This is a genomic window from Planktothrix sp. FACHB-1355, assembly GCF_014748295.1.
GTDB classification, from domain to species: Bacteria; Cyanobacteriota; Cyanobacteriia; order Cyanobacteriales; family Aerosakkonemataceae; genus Aerosakkonema; species Aerosakkonema funiforme_A.
The window spans coordinates 1-2,479 of the sequence record NZ_JACJUP010001055.1 but is presented as its reverse complement, the minus strand read 5'-3'; the positions used below and the strand labels follow the sequence as shown (position 1 = coordinate 2,479).

At 44.4% G+C, this 2,479-nt stretch carries 3 protein-coding genes; 2 read left to right on the top strand and 1 reads right to left on the bottom strand.

The genetic code is table 11. From position 1 onward, the window contains the following. Positions 1–283: 283 nt before the first annotated feature. Positions 284–1,066 carry a hypothetical protein gene (locus H6S82_RS28865; protein ID WP_190464364.1) on the bottom strand — a complete coding sequence of 261 codons (783 nt, stop codon included), beginning with the start codon at positions 1,064–1,066 and terminating at the stop codon, positions 284–286. Between the two features lie 570 nt (positions 1,067–1,636). Here H6S82_RS28865 and H6S82_RS34205 point away from each other — a divergent pair. Both H6S82_RS34205 and H6S82_RS34200 read left to right on the top strand, forming a co-directional pair. Further along, complete coding sequence (locus H6S82_RS34205) at positions 1,637–2,023, top strand: ADP-ribosylglycohydrolase family protein (protein ID WP_255512212.1); 387 nt, start codon at positions 1,637–1,639, stop codon at positions 2,021–2,023. Further along, positions 1,987–2,479 (top strand): ADP-ribosylglycohydrolase family protein (locus tag H6S82_RS34200; protein ID WP_277926601.1); only part of this gene is annotated, 493 nt, incomplete at its 3' end. The genes H6S82_RS34205 and H6S82_RS34200, both read left to right, overlap by 37 nt.

Below are 2,479 nucleotides of genomic sequence, written 5' to 3'. Positions count from 1 at the left end.
CCATTTTTGGAATTCTTGAATAGTCTTAAAACGAACTTCTTCCCGGTGACCACCCTCTAGTAAAAGGTGTACGGCAAATTCGTCAGGAGTTCTGGGCATAAGCTTGAATTATGTTTACTGCATCGAAAATATTATGGGCTGCATCGGGGACTGCAATCCAAAAAGTCTTTCTCGGAGCCAAAATCAGGTTTGTGTGATTGTTCCCAAACTATATTATCGATTTCCGTTCCCAGAAACCCGCTTTCTTTTGAACCCAAGTATTTTTTCGATCGGCTCTCTGTCCTCAAGCAGATTGGGAAAATAAATTAAACCGCTGCAATTGCGCCTCGATGACTTGAGGAAGCATTTTAGCCAATTCTGCCTCGTTTTTAAACAATAGCTGTTGATAGTTGGGTAAATCGAACGGATAAACCCCTGCCATATCTTTTCGCTCCATCTGGGCTAGCAAGATTTGTTCTGTTCGCTTGTTTTGGAGAGCGTAGCCTACTTCCAAGCAAACTTTGGGGCTGGGTAAGATCTGGCGAGCGGTTCCCGTGCCTTCAATGCTAGCGATCGGTGTACCGTCAGCTATAAACAACAAGCTTTTACGTATTTTACGCATTACCGAGCTGTTCAGCCGGATGGGACTATCCGTGGGACGTTGGGATTCTTCTAATTTAAGGGGCAAGCGCGATCGCTTGTTGAGTTTTTCCAGGGTTTGCCGCAGTTCTTGTCGCAGTGCTTCGCTGGCGGCTGCATACTCAGTTTGATAGCACAAAAAGATAATTGGATCTAACTGCCCCATCACCGCTTGTTTGGTGAAGTAAATTTCGTGACTGCTCAAATCTATGTTGGAGATGGCATATCCGCCGCTCCCTTCTATGTAAAACTCAACTATTTCCCCATCCAGGTAGCGCCCAAACCAAGCCGATCGTTTCACTTCTTCGCTGTCTTCTAAAAAGTCGGCTCGCAAACCAGTTTTCAACAGACTGTTTTTGCTAAGGCGCAAGTCTTGGGGGCGCTTTTCCAGTTCTTTGACTGGCTCGTACTTTTCCAGATACCAAGCTCTCAGAGCAATTATGGCCATGTCGCCCTATCAAATTCTCTCTTAAATACAACAACACCCAAGCCCTTACTTGCTGAGTGATTTCCTTCTCTTTGGTAATTCTATCTAGAGTTGCACTGATTTAACAATTCACCGAATTTCGGTACAATCAATCAGTTCTATCGCTCTCTATCAACCATTTTAGGAAATATCAACTTCTGGGTTGGGTGTTATTGTATTTGGACGAGACAGATTAAAATTAAACAGCGCTTTTTTCCTCTTAACTCAGTTTCACTTGGCTGTTTGGTCTGCCAGGGAAGCTTTTCTTGCTTCAATTCTTAATTTACCACCCACACCAAAAGGCAGCAAGCCTGTGCAACTAAACTTTACTTTTTGGCTGCTATCAGGTGCTAAAATTTTTCTCTAATTTCGCAAAACCCTTACTTCACAAACTTTTGCGCTTATTTATTTAGCAATAGCTCGCCTATTTTAAAATGGAAGTAATCGCTCATCTTCTGTAAAGAAGTATAAAATTATTTGTTAATCCAAGTTCCCAGTTATAAATTCAGATATGTATATTACATAAGCTACAAAAATAATACAAAAAAATCTATGTTGCTGGAATTAGCGATCGCAGATGCCTACGGTGCAGGTTTTGAATACGCTGATGAGATGATAAATCTTGGCTACAACGATTTGAGCAGATATGTGCAGAATCCCAGCCACCCGCTCACACCAGGCTGTTATACTGACGATACACAGATGAGCATAGCGATCGCAGAAGCGATCGTCGCTGGAGAGCCCTGGACACCGGAAGTCCTTGCCAAATGGTTTGTCACCGCCTTTAAAAGAGATCCCAGAGAAGGTTACGCCAACAGATTTTACCATTTTTTGCTCGAAATTCGCGATGGAGAAGAGTTTTTAGCGAAAATAAACCCTAGAGCGACAAAAGCGGAGCAGCGATGCGTGCTGCTCCGATCGGCGTGTTCCCGACAGTAGAGAAAGTCATGGAATATGCAAAAATCCAGGCGGCCATCACCCATAATACGCCGGATGGAATTAACGCCGCCACAGCCGCTGCTCTCATATCCCATTACTTTATTTACCGGCTGGGGCCAAAAAGTCAGCTAGGGCAGTTTGTCGAGGGGTACGTACCCGGTCAATGGTCGAAACCGTGGCAAGGAAAGGTAAAATCGAAAGGTTGGATGAGCGTAAGGGCAGCAATTACCGCAGTGATGCGAAATAATTCTCTCAGCGAACTCTTGAAGGATTGCATTTCCTTTGGGGGAGATGTGGATACGGTAGCGACGATCGCACTAGCGGCAGGTTCGTGTAGTGAGGAAATCTCCCAGGATCTTCCATCTCATCTTATCGAAACCTTGGAGAATGGCTCCTACGGCAGAGATTATCTGATTGAGTTGGAGCGGCAGTTAATGAGGAAACTTGAAGAAACCG